General features: G+C 27.6%; 13 protein-coding genes. 10 read left to right on the top strand and 3 right to left on the bottom strand.

Annotated elements, in window-relative coordinates; all coding sequences use genetic code 11:
- Positions 1-117: 117 nt before the first annotated feature.
- Together I2A75_RS18230 and I2A75_RS17230 are read right to left on the bottom strand one after the other, a co-directional pair.
- Positions 118-390: a hypothetical protein gene (locus I2A75_RS18230; protein WP_347707773.1), complete on the bottom strand. Its 273-nt coding sequence runs from the start codon at positions 388-390 to the stop codon at positions 118-120.
- A 402-nt stretch (positions 391-792) separates the two neighbouring features.
- The gene (locus tag I2A75_RS17230; protein ID WP_195266836.1) at positions 793-978 is read right to left on the bottom strand and encodes a DUF6440 family protein; all 186 of its coding nucleotides are present in this window, start codon (positions 976-978) and stop codon (positions 793-795) included.
- 271 nt (positions 979-1,249) lie between these two features.
- Between I2A75_RS17230 and I2A75_RS17225 the strand changes: the two genes are divergently transcribed.
- The 7 genes from I2A75_RS17225 (at position 1,250) to I2A75_RS17195 (ending at position 16,442) form a co-directional block, all read left to right on the top strand.
- Positions 1,250-1,630, top strand: coding sequence for a hypothetical protein (locus I2A75_RS17225; protein ID WP_195266835.1), 381 nt, complete (start codon positions 1,250-1,252; stop codon positions 1,628-1,630).
- Between the two features lie 479 nt (positions 1,631-2,109).
- A complete protein-coding gene (locus I2A75_RS17220; RefSeq protein ID WP_195266834.1) occupies positions 2,110-10,761 on the top strand; it encodes a glucoamylase family protein in 8,652 nt (2,883 codons plus the stop codon).
- Positions 10,762-11,180: 419 nt separating this feature from the next.
- Complete coding sequence (locus tag I2A75_RS17215) at positions 11,181-11,633, top strand: methylglyoxal synthase (RefSeq protein WP_195266833.1); 453 nt, start codon at positions 11,181-11,183, stop codon at positions 11,631-11,633.
- 16 nt (positions 11,634-11,649) lie between these two features.
- Entirely contained in the window at positions 11,650-12,222 is a 573-nt protein-coding gene (locus I2A75_RS17210) for a TetR/AcrR family transcriptional regulator (protein WP_195266832.1), read from the top strand.
- Positions 12,223-12,393: 171 nt separating this feature from the next.
- On the top strand, positions 12,394-12,945 hold the full coding sequence (locus I2A75_RS17205) for a sugar O-acetyltransferase (RefSeq protein WP_195266831.1): 552 nt from the start codon (positions 12,394-12,396) through the stop codon (positions 12,943-12,945).
- 411 nt (positions 12,946-13,356) lie between these two features.
- Positions 13,357-15,822 (top strand): YhgE/Pip domain-containing protein, encoded by a 2,466-nt coding sequence (locus I2A75_RS17200; protein WP_195266830.1) that lies wholly within the window; start codon positions 13,357-13,359, stop codon positions 15,820-15,822.
- Between the two features lie 278 nt (positions 15,823-16,100).
- On the top strand, positions 16,101-16,442 hold the full coding sequence (locus I2A75_RS17195; protein ID WP_195266829.1) for a cupin domain-containing protein: 342 nt from the start codon (positions 16,101-16,103) through the stop codon (positions 16,440-16,442).
- 465 nt (positions 16,443-16,907) lie between these two features.
- Here the strand turns inward: I2A75_RS17195 and I2A75_RS17190 are convergent, their stop codons facing one another.
- On the bottom strand, positions 16,908-17,951 hold the full coding sequence (locus I2A75_RS17190) for an IS1 family transposase (RefSeq protein ID WP_195266828.1): 1,044 nt from the start codon (positions 17,949-17,951) through the stop codon (positions 16,908-16,910).
- Between the two features lie 344 nt (positions 17,952-18,295).
- Here I2A75_RS17190 and I2A75_RS17185 point away from each other — a divergent pair, with 344 nt between their 5' ends.
- The 3 genes from I2A75_RS17185 to I2A75_RS17175 all read left to right on the top strand — a co-directional run bounded on the left by I2A75_RS17185 (position 18,296) and on the right by I2A75_RS17175 (position 20,813).
- The gene (locus tag I2A75_RS17185; RefSeq protein WP_195266827.1) at positions 18,296-18,964 is read left to right on the top strand and encodes a response regulator transcription factor; all 669 of its coding nucleotides are present in this window, start codon (positions 18,296-18,298) and stop codon (positions 18,962-18,964) included.
- Positions 18,964-20,331 (top strand): HAMP domain-containing sensor histidine kinase, encoded by a 1,368-nt coding sequence (locus I2A75_RS17180; RefSeq protein ID WP_195266826.1) that lies wholly within the window; start codon positions 18,964-18,966, stop codon positions 20,329-20,331. The genes I2A75_RS17185 and I2A75_RS17180 overlap by 1 nt, the downstream gene beginning before the upstream one ends.
- A gap of 158 nt (positions 20,332-20,489) precedes the next feature.
- Positions 20,490-20,813, top strand: coding sequence for a hypothetical protein (locus I2A75_RS17175; protein WP_195266825.1), 324 nt, complete (start codon positions 20,490-20,492; stop codon positions 20,811-20,813).
- Positions 20,814-21,030: the final 217 nt, after the last annotated feature.

The raw sequence follows: 21,030 nt of genomic DNA, 5'->3' as shown, positions 1-21,030 counted from the left end.
GAGCACGAGTAGTGCCGCCAGTATCATGCCCTTATAGGGCTTAATCAAGCCACCAGCTAAGCTGGTGGTACATGACTTTCATAATTCAAGGAAGATGAATTATAACCTATTTAATTTTTATTTTAAAAGTAGACGAACAATTTCATTTTTAATTTTTTCTTTCAATTCTTTTCTTTGCTCCTCATCTTGTCTTGTGGATTCATCAAATAATTCTTCGTTTGATAATTGATATACAGAGCTAATTATAGGTGTATCACCTTTTACTCTCGGATATAAGTGCCAATGAATATGAGGACATCCATTTCCAAGCAATTCATAGTTCATCTTATCTGGTTTAAATATGTTAGAAATAGCCTCAGCTACTAGAGACATTTCTTCAAGATGTTTTATTTTAAAAGAATGTTCTAAGTTGTGTAATTCAGGACCATGCTCTTTACAATTAAAAACCGTATATCCCCTAAACCTTTGAAACCATCCTAAACTACATACCCTGTTTCAAGTTCCATAATAAAATATGGGTCATCCTTAATGTTTTTTTGATTTTCACACATTTTACAGCTCATTTTATAACCACCTAGCGAAATATTAATTATATTCAATTTTACTTATTTAAAAGAGTTTTTTACTAAGTGTATCATTAATATCCTCAATCATGGATTTCCCAAGAACTATCTTTAGTTTCTTTTATTAATATATAATCATAGTTTTTTTCTCATCTTTCTATTTGTACATCTATCAGCACAGGCTACTAAAAGTATAAGTAAATTATAGTACTATTAATAAAATTGAAATTTATTTATTAATTACTACTTTACCATCTGAATCTAATAATGGTGTCATTCCATTCATACCAGTTCCAACAGTAGTCAAGTAATTAACTCCTGTTATAGTATCTACGACGATGTATATTGCTCCAAATCCCAAGGATTGTTCCTCTTTAATAATAAATCGCTTTTCTTTTTTTTCTTTTCCAAACATTACAATGCCTCCTTAAAATTCTAATTTATCAATTAGTTTAAAAATAAAACTACTAGACTTATAATACAAATTCTCATTAATATATATTCTAATTATATATTAATTGCAGTTATAAATTCCATAAAAAATAAAATTATATGAATAATGGTATAATATTTATGAACACCTTCATCAATTTTTTTTATTCCTTAATTTCTTAAATAGTTCATTGAAAATTAATTGATTGGAAATTTATTACAACGTATAATTTTTTTAAGAGGGAGGTGTGAATATGATAAAAAGGAATTTAGTTTTATCAATTATAATTGGGATAATTTTATTCATGATGACAGGATGTATAGTGAGAAACCAAAGTTCAGCACATAATACTATTAAAGAAGGAATTGAGATAAGTGATATTTATACTTATAACGTTGAAGAAGATTTTAAGGGGATGAAATTAGAGATAAATTTAATCATTACTAAAGGCAATGTTAAATTTGAGCTTAGAGACCCAAATGGAGATATAGAATGGAGTGAGAAAGTTACATCTGATAAACCTTTAAAAGAAACAAAAAGTTTTGATAAAGTAGTAGGGGAATGGACATTAACATTTGAAAACATTGATAACTTAGGAGAAGGAGAATTCGATTTGCAATTTAATAGGCTGTAAAAATGAAAAATTGATAATTGATAATTAAGGAATAAACTCCTGCGAAGTTTAGGAAATTTATATTTTTTATAAATTGAGAATTAAACATAATGATATATATTAATGAGATTAATTCTTCAATTGATAATTTTAAGTGCCAAAGATAGTTGGCGAAGATAAATAGAATATGTGAAATAAGCATATAGCGAGTAACTAGAAGTACTTGGTGAAGGAAGAACTGCTAGGCCTTAGTGTTGTTGGTTTGTTTGAGCGTAGCGAGTTAACCAAAACTCTTGGCATAGTAGTTTTTCCGAGCCTAGTACTTCTTTGCTAAGCTATTTAGCTTATGGAACATATCTATTTATCTTCGCCTTTATATTAGCAATTTCACTTTTTCATTCTTTTATTTCTTTTTGAGTAAAATTCTTCAATATTGTAAATAATAAACCTATCCTATTTTTAAAATACTTTAAACTATGAGTAATGAGAGGAGTAAGTTTATGAAGGATGAGATTTTAAACAGTAGTAGAAGAACTGTGCTCGCAGAGTTAAATGAAGCATTTAAGGGGATTGTCCATAATCATAGATATTTAAATAAACTTGTTAAGCACGGGGAGGATGTTATTTCTTCTGCTGAATGGTTGCTTGATAATATATATTTAATAGAAAAGGAATATAAGACAATAAAGTTTAATATGCCAATTAATTATTTCAGCAATCTTCCAACTATCGATATTGAAGGAGTTAACTATCCAAGAGTGTATGCTTTGGCTAAGAACTATATAGAAAAGAGTCAAAATATAATTGAAGAAAGTGAGCTAATAAAGTTTATAAATGAACAAGATGAAACTTTCACAATAGGAGAGTTATGGGCATTTCCATTAATGCTTAGGGTTGCACTTATAATTAATTTAGGAGCTATAACTAATGATATGGTAGTGCTTCAAAAGCAACGTTTAGGAGCTAAGGATTTAGCGAATACAGTTATAGACTCATATAGTAATGGAAAGATAGATGAATTGCTTTCTAAATTAGAAGATAAGTATCCATTAAGAAATGATAAAATAGATAAAGGCGAAGAATTAAATACTAATTATATGGGAGATGATGAAAGTCTTCATGATGGATTATTTTCTCCGGAATTTATAGATAAGTTTTTCAACATATTACGAGATAATTCAATAGAAGATGAAAGAATATATAAATTTGCATTAGATAGATTAAAGGAAAAGGAAAATACAAGCTTTGAAAAGGAAATATTAAAGGACCATATAAGAGAAGGAAATATTGCTACAGCTATAGGGATAACTATAAATTCTTTAAGAGTAATGGATTCTATCAATTGGAAAAACTTTTTCGTTGAAACATCAAATATAGAAAAGATATTAAAACAAGATCCAGCAAATATTTATAATGATATGGATTTTGAAACAAAAGATTATTATAGGCACAAGATAGAAGAAATATCTAGAAAGACTAATATAAAAGAAATAGAATTAGTTAAAACTGCATTAGAGCTTAGTAGCTTACATTTAGAAAATAAAAATCATTATAAGAGGCATATAGGCTATTACCTAGTAGATGATGGAATAGAAGATCTTTTGAAGAGGTTTAATATAAATAAGAATATAGATAATAGAATGTCAAAGACAACTTATTTATCAACCATATTTTTAGGAACAATATTAATAGATTTAGTAGTATTACTTTTAACATATTTAATACCATTGAATTTTAGTATAGGCCAATATGTTTTAGCATTCATTTTAATGATAGTTCCATCTAGTGAAGTAGTGATATCATTACTAAATTGGTTTATAGCAAAAGTAACACCTGTTAGCTTTATACCTAAGATGGATTATTCAGATGGTGTACCTGATAGTGAAAGAACTATTGTAGTGATACCTGCAATATTAAGTAATAGCAAAAGTGTAATTGAGTTATTAAAGAAATTAGAGGTATATTACTTAGCAAATAGAGATAAAAATATATTCTTCGCATTACTAGGAGATTTAAGTGATAGTGAAAATGAAAATGAAGCACAAGATAAAGCTATAAATGATGAAGGAATAAGATATGTAAATAAATTAAATAAAAAATATGTAAAAGATAACGACGAGAATAGATTTTTCTTTTTAAATAGAAAAAGATTATATAATGACTCAGAGGGAGTCTACATGGGCTATGAAAGAAAAAGAGGAAAGCTCATGGAGTTTATGGCATTAATTAGAGGAAGTGAAAAAACTACTTATAATATAATAAGTAGCGATATAGAGCCATTAAAAAGTGCAAAATACATAATTACATTAGATAGTGATACATTTTTACCTATAGGAAGTGCAAAGAAACTTATAGGGGCTATGGGGCATATATTAAATACTCCATATATAGAAAATGAAGTTGTGGTCAGAGGATATAGTATAATGCAGCCTAAGGTTGGTGTTAATTTAGAAGATAAGCATAAAACATATTTCTCAGAAATTTTTGCTGGGGATGCAGGTGTGGATGCTTATTCAACAGCTTCATCAGATACATATCAAGATTTATTTGGAGAAGGAATATTTACTGGGAAGGGTATTATAGAAATAGATACTTTTTATAATATCTTAAAAGATGAAATATCAGAAAATAGAGTTTTATCACATGATTTAATTGAAGGAGTTTTAACAAGATGCGCATTAGTAACAGATGTTGAGGTTATAGATGGATATCCATCTAGCTATTTATCTAGTGCTTTAAGATTACATAGATGGGTAAGAGGAGATTGGCAGATAGCAAGCTTTGCTTTTTCAAAAAAAATAACAACAATATCCAAATGGAAGATTATCGATAATCTTAGAAGAAGTTTACTTGCCCCAAGTTTATTAATAGGACTTATTGGCGTATTAACAGTATTAAATGGAGCAGTTCAAGTAGCGGTATTGCTATTTTTAGCTTTAATAACCCCATTAGTATTTACTGTAACAGATTTTGTTGTAACACCTAAAAATAAACTTATGGGAACATTTAAAACTCTAAAGCAAATAATATTGATATTAAGTTTTATTCCATATCAAGCTTGGTTAATGCTTGATGCTATATTTAGAACAATTTATAGATTAGTTATATCTAAAAAGAATTTATTGCAATGGAAAACAGCCGATAGAGTTGAGAAATCAGTTAAAAATACTTACATGTGGTATTATCAAAAAATGTGGATATCAGTAGGAATAGCTTTGGTAGTACTGCTACTTAGTTTAGATAATTCTATAGAAGTTTTAATAGCTACATTGCTAATATCTATTCTTTGGGCTTTAGCACCTGCAATAGCATGTAAAATATCAAAAGAAGAAGTAGTTATAAGAGAGAGATTAGATATAGAGGATGAAGAGTTCTTAAAAGAAAATAGTAGAAGGATATGGGCTTATTATGAAGATTTTGTTAATGAAGAAAATAATTATTTAGCTCCAGATAATTTTCAAGAAAAGCCATTTAAAGGAGTTGCTCACAGAACATCTCCAACAAATATTGGTATGGGGTTAATTACTAATTTAACAGCTTATGATTTAGGATATATATCAATAGGTGAAGTTATTTATAGATTAGAATCAATACTAGATGGAATGAGAGGATTAGAAAAATATAATGGTCACTATTTAAATTGGTATGATACTAAAACCAAGGAAGCATTATGGCCTAGGTATGTATCAACAGTAGATAGTGGAAATCTTTTAGGATACTTGTGGATAATTAAAGAAACTATAAGGACTTTTAGTAAAGAGCCAATAATAAGAGAAAAAGAAGTTTCAGCAATAAAGGATACATATAACTTAGTTAGGAAAGATGAAAAAGAAGAGTTTTACGATGGATTACCTGACATTATAGATATAAAAGAATATAAAAATATACTGTTAGATGAATTAAAAAGAATAAATAATAAGTTAGAAAAGAATGAAGAAAAAAATGAGAAAGATAAAAAGGAATTATATTGGCTAAGGAAGCTAAAAAAGGAAATAGAGTCAAAGATAGATTTTTATGATTTTATATTTGATGGAATTGAAAAAATAGTTACAGATTCCTTTAAGAGTTATAAAGCTCCAAGCTTATTGCAAATTATAGATTTATTAGAAGATATAAAGAAAGCATCAGGTGAAGAATTTAAAGAAATATTAAATAAGAAGATAAGTAGATTAAAAGAGTTTGATGAAAGGCTTAAACTTTTGTCATCTGAAATAGATAGTATTATGGAAGATATGAATTTTAAATTCTTATATAATGAAAATAGAGGGCTTTTTGCAATAGGATATAATGTTGAAGAAAAATCTCTAGGAAATTCCTATTATGATTTAATGGCATCAGAAGCTAGAATAGCATCATTTTTAGCAATAGCAAGAGGCGAAGTGCCTAAGTCACATTGGTATAACTTAAGTAGAAATATGACAAAAGCCTTTGGTCAAAAGAGCTTAGTTTCCTGGAGTGGTACTATGTTTGAATACTTTATGCCATTCCAAATACTGAAGGACTTTAAAAATACTATTTGGGATTTAACTTATTCTTCAGTTGTAAATGCACAAAAGATATATGGCGAAAAGAAAAATATCCCATGGGGAATATCAGAATCAGCTTATTATGAATTTGATGTTGCTCAAAATTATCAATATAAAGCTTTTGGTGTACCAGGTATAGGTTTAAAAAGAGGACTTGAACAAGAAGTTGTAGTATCTCCATATTCATCAATTATGACACTTCCATATGATAAAAAGGGATCAGTGGAAAATTTAAGAAGGTTATATGATAATAAAGCTTATGGAAGATATGGATTTATAGAATCAATAGATTATAGCGAAGAAAAAGCAAAGGATGAACCTAAAGAAGTAAGGTGTTATATGGTTCACCATCTAGGAATGTCTCTTTTAGCTTTAGATAATGTTTTAAATAACAATATACTAAAAGAAAGATTCCACAGTATTCCAGAAATAAAGGCAGTAGAGCTTTTATTAAAAGAAAAGATTCCTCAAAATATAACATTTGAAAGAGAAGTTGATATAAGCAGTGTTAATAATAAAAAATTAGAAAAAGAAGAGTTTATTCCAAGAATATTTAAGGGAAGTAAGAGAGAAAATCCAGAAGTCTTATTATTATCAAATGGTAGCTACTCTACAATGGTAACTGATAGTGGTAGTGGATATTCTAAAAAAGATGATATGACTGTTTATAGATGGAAGGGAGATAGTACATCCGATTCCAGTGGAATGTTCTTTTATATAAAGAATTTAAATTCAAATGACTATTGGAGTGCTACTTATGAGCCATGCAAGGAAGATAATGATGATTATGTAGTGGAATTTACCCTTGATAAAGCCAAATACGAAAGAATAGATGGAAATATAAAAACTAATTATGAAGTTACAGTAGCTTGTGAGGATAACTTGGAAGTAAGAAAATTATCTTTAAAAAATACAGGCGAAAAACTAAGAACTTTAGAAATAACAAGTTATCTAGAAGTAACATTACAATCTTTTGAAGGTGATGCAGTACATCCAAGCTTTTCTAATTTATTTATAAGTACTGAATATGATGAAGAAACTAAAAGCTTAATAGGTAATAGAAGACCAAGAGCTGAAGGTGCAGTTACTCATTATATATTCCATACTATAGCTACTAATTTTGAGTTAGATGGTGATTTAACTTATGAAACATCAAGACTAAACTTTATAGGAAGAAATAGAAGCTTAAAATCACCAGAAGTTATGGATAATGATGCTCCACTTCAAAACACAGTTGGAACAGTACTAGATCCTATAATGAGTATGAGAAGTAGGATTACTTTGAGCCCTGGAGAAGAAAAGCAAATTTACTATTTAACAGGAGTTGGAGAATCTAAAGAAGAGGTATTAGAGCTTATTAAAAGATATAAAGAAGTTCCAATGATAGAAAAGAGTGCAGATGCTTTTAATTATTCTAATCAATTAGAACTTAAGCATATAGGAATTAGATCAGCACAAGCAAATATATACCAAAGCTTAGCTTCTTATATCTTATATCTACATAGTGGTAGAAAAAATAGAGAAGATTATATAAGAAATATAAGTATGAATCAAGAAAACTTGTGGGCTTATGGAATATCAGGAGATTTACCTATTATTTTATTAGCTATTGAAGGTGAAGATGATATAGATCTATTAAGGCAAGTTATAAATATGCACTATTATTTCAAGAACAAGGGAATAAAGTCAGATTTAATAATTTACAATGAAGAAGAAATATCATATGAAGAGCCACTTCAAAAAAATATTATATCAACAGTTAAAAATTCTGTTGAAAGAGAAAATATAAATAAATCAGGTGGTATTTTCATTCATAATAAGTCAACTATGGGAGATGATGTTAGAGACTTTATTATTGGTATTTCTAAACTATATATTAATTCACAAGAAGGAACCTTAGCTAATCAATTAGTAGAAGCTGTAAATTATAATATTGATGAATACAAAAATAATGAAGATATAGCTCCTATTAATAGAATAAAGGTAAATATAAATGAAAGTGATTATGTAAAGAACTTTGTGGATAAAGAAATAAATAAGAATGAACACTTAGAAAATATCTTAGAAAAGAATAAATTTAATAACTTAAATGAAGAAAAGCTAGAAAAATCATTAAGTCGAGAGGAGTACGATGAATTTAATGAATTTAATGAATTTAATGACTTTAATGATTTTAATAAAGAAAAAGAGTATAAATTAGAAGAAGTAAGGAAAACTGAATTTGGAAATGAACATTTAAATGTTGGTGATTTAGAGTTCTTTAATGGATATGGAGGTTTTGATAAATCTGATAAAAGTTATGTTATAAGGCTTAAAGACTATGAAAATACTCCAGCACCATGGATAAATGTAGTTTCTAATAAGGATTTTGGATTCCATATTTCCGAGGTGGGTTCAACTTATACCTGGTGTGGAAACAGTAGGGAAAATAAAATAACGCCTTGGAGCAATGACTGGGTAATAGATCCAACAGGTGAAGCTTTATATATAAGAGATAATAATAGCGGAGCATATTTTACAATAACCCCTATGCCGATAAGAGATGGTGGAGAATATATTATAAAACATAGTTTTGGATTCTCTACTTTTAAGCATACTGCATATAACATAAAAGGAGAAATGAAAGTATTTTGTCCTCAAAATGAAAAATTGAAATTATGTAAAGTATCTCTTAAGAATTTATCAAATGTAGATAAAAGTATATCATTGTTTTACTATGCTCAGTTAGTACTTGGTGTATATAATTATGGAAGTGCTAAATATATAAGCACCCATGTCCAAGGCCAATATATATATGGCCAAAATCCTTATTCAAAATATTTTGGTAAACTAAAAGCTTATTTGTCTATAAATGGTGAAGATAATCAAAGCTTTACTGGTGATAGAAAGAGTTTCTTAGGAGTTGGAGAAGAGTTAGGTAGTCCAGAAGCATTACTGAAAAATAAATTGAATAATGTATCTGGTAGTATCTATGATCCTTGTTTAGCAGCCTCATTAGATATAGATTTAAAAGCTGGTGAAGAAAAAGAACTTGTAATAATATTTGGTGAAGAAGAAAATGAAAAATTAATACAAGAAAAAATAAATAAATATAGCAATATAAAGAATGTTGATGAAGAACTAGAAAAAGTGAAAGAATATTGGTCAAATTTCCTGGGAAATATACAAGTAAAGACACCAGATGCATCTATGGATTATATGTTAAATGGATGGCTTATGTATCAAACTTTAAGTTGTCGATATTTATCAAGAACAGCTTTTTATCAAAGTGGTGGGGCATATGGATTTAGAGATCAACTGCAAGATTCTATGTCTATAGGTATATTAAATCCAACTATAACAAGAGAACAGATTTTAAGAAGTGCATCAAGACAATATCTTGAAGGAGATGTTCAACATTGGTGGCATCCAGTAATTAACTCAGGTATAAGAACTAGATTTTCAGATGATTTATTATGGTTACCTTATGTAACTATTGAATATATAAAATCTACAGGTGATTATAGTATTTTAGATGAAGAGGCTCCTTATCTAGAAGATGAACCATTAAGAAATGGAGAAGATGAAAGATATACTATAGTAAATCAATCAAATAAAAATGGAACTATATACGAACATTGCTTAAAAGCTATAGATAGAGGCTTAAAGTTTGGAGAGCATAATATTCCTCTTATGGGTAGTGGTGACTGGAATGATGGAATGAGTACTGTAGGAAACAAGGGAAAAGGAGAAAGTGTCTGGGTTGGATGGTTCTTATATAAGATATTAGATGGATTTAAAGAAATTTGTAAATATAAGAAGGATAATGAAAAGGAAGATGAATATAATACATTCCAAGAATTCATAATAGAAAACTTAGAAAAAAATGCTTGGGATGGAGGCTGGTATAGAAGAGCATACTTTGATAATGGTACGCCTCTAGGATCAAGAGAAAACGATGAATGCAAAATAGATTCTTTATCTCAAAGCTGGTCAATAATTTCAAATGCAGCAAAACTATCAAGAGCACAAGAAGCTATGGAAGCAGTTGATAAATATCTTGTAGATAAAGATAAAGGGCTTATAAAATTATTAGCACCACCATTTGATAAGTCTGCTTTAGAACCTGGATATATAAAAGGATATGTAGCAGGTGTTAGAGAAAACGGAGGCCAATATACACATGCAGCAGTATGGGTTATTTTAGCTTTAACTAAGCTTGGTTTAGGAGATAAAGCTTGGAAGTATTATAACATGATAAATCCTATAAACCATTCTAATACAGAACTTGAAGCAAGAAATTACAAAGTAGAACCTTATGTAATGGCAGCAGATGTGTACATAAAAGAACCTCATGGCGGAAGAGGTGGCTGGAGCTGGTATACAGGAGCTTCAGGCTGGATGTATAAAGTAGGACTTGAAGATATATTAGGCTTAAAGAAAATAGAAGGAAAAGGCTATAAGATTGAACCATGTATCCCAGAAATGTGGAATGAATATGATATAAATATTAAAAATGATAAAGAAGATTATAAAATAAAAGTTAAACGTGGTGATAATAAAGGAATTATAATCAATGGAGAAAATACTAATAATGATATAATTCCAAGGGATAAAGGAAGCCTTAATATAGAAGTTATAATATAAAACTGTGTATATAAATTAGGATATTTGTACATATAAATTAGGATATGATTGAAGTTAAAATACAAAAATAATTTAATAAATACGCATATACAATAATAAGATTTAGCCATATTACTGAAAAAGCCAATATCAGTAATATGGCATTTTTTATAAATTGCTTTTTACTCCTAACTTTTCAGCAGATAAATTGGAGTAATAATATTAAAGAGAATAAGAATGAAAATTTAAAAAATCATAATAAATATAATTTAAAAAATCAGTAACATTGTAAATTAATAATTAGTTATGTATAATTTTAGTAATGGTAAATAAATAATTGTTAAAAATATATTTGATATGGTACTAATTTAAATATGTATATTATTAATCAAAAAATATATTAATTAAATTTGTGCATAGATAGAATTAGGGGGAGAAGTATGAGTGAATATAAAATGGGTGGTGCGAAAAAAATAGCACTTATAGCTCATGATAATAGAAAGTCAGCTTTAATTGAATGGGTAAACGAAAATAAGGAAATATTAAAAAAGCATACACTTTGTGGAACTGGTACAACAGCTAAGCTAATTAGCGAAAAAACTGGATTAAGTGTTCATGGATTTAAAAGTGGACCGATGGGAGGAGATCAACAAATTGGAGCTGCTATTGTAAATGGAGATATTGATATAATGATCTTCTTTTGGGATCCATTAACATCACAACCTCATGATCCAGATGTTAAGGCTTTGCTTAGAATAGCTGTATTATATGATGTAATAGTTGCAATGAGTAAATCCACAGCTGATTTTGTTTTAAGCTCTAATAAGCTTAATGAAGAGTACGAGAAAAATGTGATAGATTATTATGGGAGAATACGAAAAGATAATTTTTAAGAAGGTGGAGATCTTAATGAATAAAACTAAAAAAGCTATCTTTGAATCAGCTATAAAGGTTTTTTCAAATTATGGCTATACAGGAGCAACAATGGATGAAGTTGTAGCTAGAGCTGGTGTAGCAAAGGGTAGCTTATATTATCACTTTAAAAGTAAGGAAGAACTCTTTATGTTTATAATTAAAGAGGGAATAAACCTTATAAATGAAGAAATTGAGGAAGCAACAAAAGATATTAAAAATCCATATGAAATAATAAAAGTTTCAGCTAAAGTTCAACTTAAATATGTTTATGAAAATAAGGATTTATTTAAGGTAATAATCAGTCAACTTTGGGGAACTGGTGAAAGAAATAATATGCTAAGAGAAGAAATAAAGACTCTTATAAGCAAAAGTTCACTTAAGTTTAAAGCTGTAATGGATGGAGGATTTATAGAAAATGATGATCCAATATTATTAAGCTATGGATTAATAGGTGTATTAGTTTCTTCTGCACTTTATGAAATTATAAATGAAGGTCAATATGATCATGAAGAGATTGTGGAAAAATTTATGAGATACCTGGAATATGGAATTAATGTAAAAAGATAATGAAATCGTTATTTTCTAAATTTAAATATTAATCTAATAAATAACGAATATTTATAGAAAATTATATAAATATTTGTTACTTTATTAAGCTATAATAAATTAGCAGTACATAAATAAGGTTTTTGTTTATAAGAATAAGTAATAATAAAAAAATATTTAGGGAGAGAATATATGAGAGAAAAAGAAAAAATGCTTCAGGGGTTACCATATGATCCAAGCGATGAAGAATTAAAAAATGGGAGATTAAGAGCAAGAAAATTAACGAGACTATTTAATAATACTATAGAAACAGAACGAGATGAACGTAAAAAGATTTTAAAAGAACTTTTAGGGTCTACAGGAGAAAATTTATATATAGAACCTAATTTTAAATGTGATTATGGATATAATATACATGTTGGAGATGGCTTTTATGCTAATTTTGACTGCATAATGCTAGATGTATGTGAAATAAGAATAGGGAAAAATTGTTTTATTGCACCAGGAGTACATATTTATACAGCAACACATCCAATAAACCCAATAGAAAGATTAAAATATGAGTATGGAAAAAGTGTTACTATAGGAGATAATGTTTGGATTGGCGGACATTCAACAATAAATCCAGGAGTAACTATAGGAAACAATGTAGTAATAGCTTCAGTATCAGTAGTTACAAAAGATGTTCCAGATAATGTTGTAGTTGGTGGAAATCCAGCAAAGATAATTAAAAATGTAGAATAATGGAGCTTAAAGATGTATCTTTAGTAATATTGATTTTGAATATTAGAAAATAATTCATGATCAACTCAAATAAATGAGAAGTAGGAAAAGTAATAAATAATTTAAATTATAAATATAAAAAGATTAGATTTATATTGAGAAGCATAAATCTAATTTTTTTATTTTTATTAAATAAAAGAGTATATGTTATATAGTATGACTTAAAATCAAATAAATTTAATAAATAAAATAGATAAAATAAATAAAATAGATGAAATAAATAAATAATTTTCGATTATGTTCCAAAAATTAGTGAAAAAATATAAATATATTTTTTAAAATTATATTGACTACTCAGTACAAAAGTAGTATAAATATATCATATTGATTGACTGACTAATCAGTATAAAAAATTTAACAGAAGGTGATTGTATGAATTTCCTAAAGATTGCAGGGGAAGACATCAAGAGCATATTTAAAAACAGATTCATACGAGTATCGATAATTGCAATTATTGTAGTACCGCTATTATATTCATTATTATACTTATATGCATTCTGGGACCCATATGCAAAACTTGAAGATGTTCACATTGCAGTAGTAAATAAAGACGAAGGGACTATCTTAGATGGTGCCAAAGTAAACTATGGTAAAGATGTTGAAGATGAACTTAGGAATAATAAGGAGATTGGATGGGAAATAGCCTCTGAAGAAGAAGCCAATAAGGGTTTAGAGGGAAAAGAGTACTATGCAAAAGTAGTAATTCCAGAAGATTTTTCATCAAAAATAATATCAGCCAAAGAAGGAGAACCACAAGTAGCAAAAGTTGATTTTATATCAAATGATAAGAAAAACTTTTTAGCATCACAAATAAACTCAAAAGTAGAGGCTGAACTTAAAGCTAAGATTACTAAAAAAATATCTAGTAATTATGTAGAAGTAGCATTTGATAGTTTATATGAAGCTAAAGACGGATTAACTCAAGCTGCTGATGGAAGTAAACAAATTTATGATGGTCTAAGCACAATGAATGAAAAAGTACCAGAATTAGTTGATGGAGCCAATAAACTAGGTGATGGATCAGATCAATTATTAGACGGACAAGTAGCGCTAAATGATGGTATAGGAACACTAATAGGTGGAGCTAAAGCTTTAAATTCAGGACTTGGACAAGTATATGAAAAAGTACCAACATTAAGTGATGGAGTAAATGCACTAGCAAAAGGAACAGGCGATTTAAAGTCAGGAATTTCTGAAGCTTCATCAGGAGCAAACCAATTAGCTGATGGAAGCAAAAATATATATAATGCATACACAGGAAAAATATATCCAGCTGTTGGCCAATTAAAATCTGGAGCTAACCAGCTAAATGAAGGATTATCAGCAGGGCAAGAGGATATAGCTAAGTTATATGAAGGAACAAATCGAGTAATTGCTAGTTCAGATCCTTTAGTAGCAGGATATTCAGAAATAGAAACTGGAATAAACGAATTAATAAATGGAGTTTCAGACTCAGCAAGTGCAACAGCGATGATACAAAAAGCTCTAGAGAATGCAGTAAGTCCTTCTACTAGCGAAGAAGATAAGAATAAGTCAATACAGCAAGCACTACAAATTATAAATAAGATTCAAAGTGATTCACAAGAAAGCGCACCTAAGATTCAGAGACTTGCAGAAGGATCTAAGGCATTTGAAAAATCATTAAATTATTATGCACAAGGATCAAAAAACTTAGCAACAGGAACTAGTAGCTTAATTTCAAAAGTTGGAACTGTTAAAGATGGAGTATCACAATTAAATGCAGGATTAAATGGTTTATATGCTAATTTAGATCCTAATACTAGTGAATTTGGAGTAGGATTAAAGGCTATCTCAGATAATATGGGAAATCTAAATACTGGATTAAATAAGTTAAATGTAGGAGCATCACAATTAAATGATGGTACTAGTGCTTTAAAATCTAATATTCCAACATTAGCATCAGGTATAACAGCACTTTACAATGGTTCAAATGAATTAGCAAATGGTTCTGTTAAACTTGCTGATGGTTCAAATCAATTAGTAAGTGGACAAAAAGCATTAAATGATGGTATATCACAATTAACATCAAGTGTTCCAGAGTTAAGTGATGGAGTTAAAAAGCTTCATGATGGAAGTAATGAATTAACAACTAAGCTAAACGAAGGTGCAGATAAGATGAAAGATGGTCTAGTAAATCCATCAGACACAATGGGAGAATTTGCATCAGAGCCAATTAATATGGCTTTTGATTCAATAAACAAGATTCCAAACTATGGAACAGGTTTTGCACCATACTTTATTCCACTTTCATTATGGATAGGTGCTATAATGATGTTCTTCGTAATACCATCTAAGGTAAAAGATGAAGAAAATTTATCTAAGTTTGATAGAGTAGTAGGAAAATATTTATCCTATGCATTTGTAGGTGTACTACAAGCTGTTCTTGTAAGTGTAGTAGTACTAATGCTTGGATTAGAGACAAGTAACGTAGTTGCATATATAGGAACTAATATTTTCTTATCATTAGTTTTTGTTTCAATTATTCAATGTTTAATTTCACTATTAGGCGATGCTGGAAGATTATTAGGTATAGTATTATTAATACTTCAACTTACTGCATGTGCAGGTACATTCCCACTAGAAGTAGTACCTAAATTCTTTAGAGTAATAAATCCATATATGCCATTTACTTATGCTGTTGAAGCTTTAAGAGAAGTTATTTCTGCAGATGTAATCAACTATAGCATAATAGGAAAAGATTTCTTAATTCTAGGAATAATACTAGTAGTATTTTTAGCTATTTCCGTAGCATTAAAAAATGTTGGAGAAAAAATAGCAGAAAAGATAGAAGGAAGAAAATCAGAAGTAGTAGCTTAATATCACTATAATTAAAGATTAATTTAAAGATAAATAATTAATATAGAAAAGAGAAAAGATGCTCATAGGACATATTTATGTTATATGAGTATCTTTTTATATTTGAGAATAGTATAGTTGATAATATTACAGGTTATATTTTTAAAGGATTATTATTATAGTGAATATTAGTATCATTATTAAATATTTATATAGAATAATATACTTCTGAAAAGTAATACTAAGGGTAAAGAGATTTCATAAATATTATTTAGCTTTAGAATTATGGAGGTTTTAGTATGGATATTAATAAACAACTTTTAAATGGAACAATAGAGCAATATAATGATATGGTGGTTCCGAAGATACCAGTATTTTCAGGAAATGATATAACTTCAGAAGTTTATTTTTTTAAGCCAGGTCAAGTTCTAAAAACACACAGACATCCAAATGGAGAACAAATATTTATATTTTTAAAAGGTGAAGGAAAAATAAAGGTTGGAGAAAATGAATTTGACGTTAGTGTAGGAAGTACAGTATTTATCCCTACAGGAGAATGGCATGAAATTACAAATGGGAATAAACAAAACATGACAGCAGTTCAAGTTACAAAAGTAGATGCAGGAGCAGAATATAAATAGTAAAAGAGAAGATAATTTAAAATATTAAATTTATTTGAAATCAGCAGAATTATATGTGAATTATATGTATAAAATTAAAAATTCATATATAAAGAAGTGAAACATTATATAAACATATTTAGAAGTATTTATATGAAATAGAGTAATACATTTATTGCTCTATTTTTATTTTAAATAAAAAGTATATTATTTATGTTTATGAATTAAATAATTAAATATAATAAGATTAAATTTATGAGTTGGATAACTAAATAATTTAATGACTATTATAAAAAACGTACTATTAGGAATATACCTGTTAATATAATAAGAATTTCACAAGCATATTGACATATATGTTTAGTTTAAATATTAACACTATTTATATGTGTTTTAACAAATTGTTGTTTCTATAAATTGAAGCTATAAGAATAATGATATAAAAATAAAATTTATGCTGGTATTAGTAATTGATTCAATAGTAAATTAATAATTACCAATACAAGTATATTGATATGATAATTTGAAAGTTGAAAAATCTTTAATTCTTAAATATATATTTTCATCATTTAGTTTCTTTAATAGTATAATTTGGTTGGAGTTTCCAAGAGAATAGTTAGATTTGTAGTCAAGAATGTACCAGCTTAAATAGTTTTCTAAATATTTTGTTGCAACCCCTTTAAACTTCTTAAGCCATCTATAAATATTAAAAGAGAAGCTATGGATATGAGGTAATTCAGCATAGGAAAAAGTATTTTTACTATTTAAATTCCCAAATTTAATTTCATTTAGGTTAATTTTATTTAATTTATCTAATTTTGTTTTAGGGATTGTAGAGTTATGCTTTTTAGCAAAGGCAACTAAACATCTATCTCCAGAGGTAGCTAAAAAAGCTGACTTATCTAGGTTAGGATAGAAGTTCTTTGATATCGATGCTAAAGAGATAGAATATCTGCATATTGCTTTAGATAAAATTGATTCATTATTATCCATGGCACAAATTATAAATATTTTTTCTCTATTAAAAGTTTTAGATTTTTTATTGCCTTTAAAATTTTCTTTTATCATTATTTTATTTGCTTCAACATAATCTTTTAAAATCTTAAAATTATTATTGGAAGATTCTGCAACAAGTATTTTGTGCCTCCAATAAAATGAGGTTGCAATATTTATTCCTAAAATATGAGAACAAGCTCTTATAGACATTCCACTATTCATAAGAGATAAATATTTCATCCATAATGTAATATTTTTCTTTGAATAACTAAAAGGTGAATTAGTTTTAGCAGAAAATGTTTTAGAACAGTTTATATTTTTACATTTGTATCTTTGAATATCTCTAAATTTTCCATGTTTAATAAATTTGCTATTTTGACAATAAGGACAAGATTTGATTTTTTTATCTTTAAATATATCTATTGTATTAAGATAATCTAAATGATCATTAATTGTTTTAAAAATATTTTTAATTGTATTTTCTTTTATAGGATCATTGCTATATTCTATGATAGTTTTATTTTTAGATTTCATTTTACTCATCCTTAATATTATTATTTTGGTATTGAAATAGAAGAGAATATTTTAAGAACATATAATATATATAGTACATATAATGTATATTTTAATTTTAGACAATTAAGTTATAGATTAATCAATGAGTATCTAATAATATTTAAAACAACACGTTTTTAAAACACATATGTATAGTATAAAATATTATGTATAGAGTAGAGTTAATTGAACAAATTCTTGCTATTAATATACAGTTTATTTTATAGTTTGAATAGTTAGATGTAGTTTTTAATGTATGCTATATTATTTATAAATAAATATTTAGGAATATAAGTACAGAAATATATTAATTTGGAGGATATATGAGAAAGATTTTAGTAGCAGAAGATGAGATGCAAATAAGTAAAGTTATGAAGTTATATCTTGAAAAGGGTGGATATGAGGTTACTGTGGCTAATGATGGTAAAGTAGCGGAGGACTTAATTGAAGATAGTACATATGATTTAGTCATATTAGATATAATGATGCCTAATAAGGATGGCTGGTATCTTTTAAAGAAAATTAAGTCCTTAAATAATAAAACACAAGTTATTATAACTAGTGCTAGAGGAGAAGAGGAAGATAGGATTTTTGGGTTTGAACTTGGTGCAGATGATTATATGGTAAAGCCTATTAGTATGAGAGAATTAGTTTTAAGAGTTGGATTAAGGATAAATAGTCCTAAAAATGAATATAAGAATGAAATTAGATTTGATAATTTGAGAATAGATGATAATAATAGAAGAGTTTTTGAAAAGGATAATGAGATTATTCTAACGCCTAAGGAATATGATTTACTAATGTTTTTAATTAAGAATAGGAATAGAGTTTTTACAAGAGAAGATTTAATAACTAGTGTTTGGGGGTATGATTTTTATGGAGATACTAGAACTGTAGATACGCATGTTAAAAAACTAAGAGAAAAGTTGGAGTTTTTTAGAAAAAATCTGAAGACTGTATGGAGGGTAGGCTATAGCCTTACTATAGAATAATGAATAAGATAAGTAAAAGAATAGTTAAGTATATGATATTAATGAATTTGGTAGTGACGATTATTGGATTGATTTTAACATCATTTATTTTACCTAAGATTTATATAAATAATGAGTATATTGATTTGGAAGAAGCCAGTGAATATGTTTTGGAAGCAGCAAAGAATAATACTGTTACAGATTTGGCGAATATATATGCTGTATTAATTAATAATGGAAAAGTTACGAATATGTGTAAAGCTGGTAAAGGACATGGGCATATGGGTCAGATGGGCATGATGGGACAAATGAATTCTATAGATTACGAGAGTATAAAAGGTAGGCAGATTTTTAAGTCTAGTGATGGCAACACATATATAGGACTTAAAAGAAATTCTGGCTACGGTGATATAGTAGTTTATAAAAGCTATGAAGGAACAAAATCATTAATAAAAAGTGTTAATTTAATAATGATATCAATATTTATATTTTCATTAATTATATCCGCTTTTATAGCTATTTACCTTGGAGAAAAATTTACAAAGCCAATAATATCCTTACGCAAAAGAGCTAATGATATTTCTAAAGGAATATATGGTAGTAAATTTGAAGTTAATACGAAAGATGAGATACAGGAATTAAATGACAGCATAGATAATATGGCTAAGGAACTTGAAGTCAAAGATAATATGCAAAAGGAGTTTATTGCAAATGTAAGTCATGATTTAAAAACACCATTAAGTGTAATTAGAGCTAACAGTGAGGTTATAAAGGATGAGTTAGTTTCTGGTAAGGAAGTTGTTGAATATGCATCTAGTATAATTAAAGAAGTTGATATATTAACAGATCTTGTAGGAGAAATATTGGTTTTAACAAAACTAAGAGATAATAAAAAAGTAATTAAGCCATTAGAGTATGAGATAAAGAATTTTGTAAAAGAAAGTTATGATAAGTTAAATAATTATTTAATTAAAGGCAATTATGATAATTATAGTTTACATCTTAAAATAGATAAAAATTTAGATGGTAAGAAGATTTTTGCTTCCATAGATAATAATTATTTATTTAGAGTAATATCTAATTTTTTTATTAATGCTATAAAACATTCTGAAGGTAAGAATAAAAATATAGTATTTGGGTTGAAGGAAGTAGATAAGAATATAGAAATATATATTAAGGATTATGGAAAGGGAATAGAACAAGAATCTATTAAGTATATTTGGGATAGATATTATAAAGGAAATGAAAGTGGGGGAATGGGGTTAGGATTAGCCATTTCTAAGGAAATAATATTAGCACATGAATTTAATTATAGAGTGGAAAGCAATATAGGGGAAGGAAGTAAATTTTCTTTTATTATTCCTAGAAATTTAATAAAAGAAAAATAAGTTTTCACAGATTCATCACAAATTAGTCATTAACTTATTAAAAATAAAAGTTATTATATTCTTAAAGATACTTAATAAATAAGGACAGTTAAAAAATACTTATTTATAAGAGTAAGATTTATTTAATTAAGGAAATATTTATTGGAGGTATAATAACTATGAAAAAATTAATTTTATCATTATCAATAATAGGTGCTATTACAATTGGGACAGGGGCTATAGCTTTTGCAGCAGAGGAAGGTAGTGCAATAATAGATGCAGCAGGTGATCCAGCGATAAGTGAAACTGAAAATTCTAATATAGGCGAAGACTATAATATAAGTGATGATAATAATTATTCTAGCTGGGGAAATCAACATTGTCCTTATTATGGCGAGGGTTATCAAGGTCAAGGACAAGGAAATAGATATGGATTTAATTCAGAAAGTAGAGGAAGAGGAGCTTGGGGAAGAACTGGATCTATGATGGGATTTAGATATTAATCACAAGAATAATAAATGGATTATCTATAAATAACTAGTACTAAAAGTAATAATTTGTTATATATGAAAATTAAATAAGTTAAAATAATAAATAAAAAGAACCTAATAAGAACAATTAAATCTTATTAGGTTCTTCTTGTTTGTGTTGAAAACCACTGGCTATGCCGGTGGATAAAATGGCTTAAGCTCTGCACAGAAAAAAGCTCCTATGATATAA

Source organism: Clostridium sp. 1001275B_160808_H3, assembly GCF_015550425.1.
Lineage (GTDB): Bacteria > Bacillota > Clostridia > Clostridiales > Clostridiaceae > Clostridium.
This window is presented reverse-complemented; position numbering and strand designations above follow the sequence as displayed.

Bases quoted from the DNA above. Each gene is read 5' to 3' on its own strand.
- I2A75_RS17230 (WP_195266836.1), bottom strand. From the start codon at position 978: ATGTTTGGAAAAGAAAAAAAAGAAAAGCGATTTATTATTAAAGAGGAA.
- I2A75_RS17225 (WP_195266835.1), top strand. From the start codon at position 1,250: ATGATAAAAAGGAATTTAGTTTTATCAATTATAATTGGGATAATTTTA.
- I2A75_RS17220 (WP_195266834.1), top strand. From the start codon at position 2,110: ATGAAGGATGAGATTTTAAACAGTAGTAGAAGAACTGTGCTCGCAGAG.
- I2A75_RS17215 (WP_195266833.1), top strand. From the start codon at position 11,181: ATGAGTGAATATAAAATGGGTGGTGCGAAAAAAATAGCACTTATAGCT.
- I2A75_RS17210 (WP_195266832.1), top strand. From the start codon at position 11,650: ATGAATAAAACTAAAAAAGCTATCTTTGAATCAGCTATAAAGGTTTTT.
- I2A75_RS17205 (WP_195266831.1), top strand. From the start codon at position 12,394: ATGAGAGAAAAAGAAAAAATGCTTCAGGGGTTACCATATGATCCAAGC.
- I2A75_RS17200 (WP_195266830.1), top strand. From the start codon at position 13,357: ATGAATTTCCTAAAGATTGCAGGGGAAGACATCAAGAGCATATTTAAA.
- I2A75_RS17195 (WP_195266829.1), top strand. From the start codon at position 16,101: ATGGATATTAATAAACAACTTTTAAATGGAACAATAGAGCAATATAAT.
- I2A75_RS17190 (WP_195266828.1), bottom strand. From the start codon at position 17,951: ATGAAATCTAAAAATAAAACTATCATAGAATATAGCAATGATCCTATA.
- I2A75_RS17185 (WP_195266827.1), top strand. From the start codon at position 18,296: ATGAGAAAGATTTTAGTAGCAGAAGATGAGATGCAAATAAGTAAAGTT.
- I2A75_RS17180 (WP_195266826.1), top strand. From the start codon at position 18,964: ATGAATAAGATAAGTAAAAGAATAGTTAAGTATATGATATTAATGAAT.
- I2A75_RS17175 (WP_195266825.1), top strand. From the start codon at position 20,490: ATGAAAAAATTAATTTTATCATTATCAATAATAGGTGCTATTACAATT.